At 37.1% G+C, this 221-nt stretch carries 1 pseudogene; it reads left to right on the top strand.

Annotated features, from left to right (window positions below):
* Positions 1–7 precede the first annotated feature (7 nt).
* Positions 8–221, top strand: a pseudogene (locus A3712_RS28370) (hypothetical protein); the annotation flags it as partial.

The raw sequence follows: 221 nt of genomic DNA, 5'->3' as shown, positions 1-221 counted from the left end.
ATCTAGTTTGATTAAATCTAGCTTAAAACCTTGGATCGCTCTTTTGATTGCTTCCGCTGCTCTATATGGTGCGTCACTTTACGTGCTCAGTAAAAAGCTTTTTCTAAATGGAAGGTACATTGCAGAGGTACAACAATATTCTGATGATATGCATGTTTGGAGAGAAAGAATCGAAGTTGATTTGTACCGAAGCCATATAGAGTCAATGATATCGATAGAAG

This window comes from Vibrio sp. HI00D65, assembly GCF_001635455.1.
Lineage (GTDB): Bacteria > Pseudomonadota > Gammaproteobacteria > Enterobacterales > Vibrionaceae > Vibrio.
This window is presented reverse-complemented; position numbering and strand designations above follow the sequence as displayed.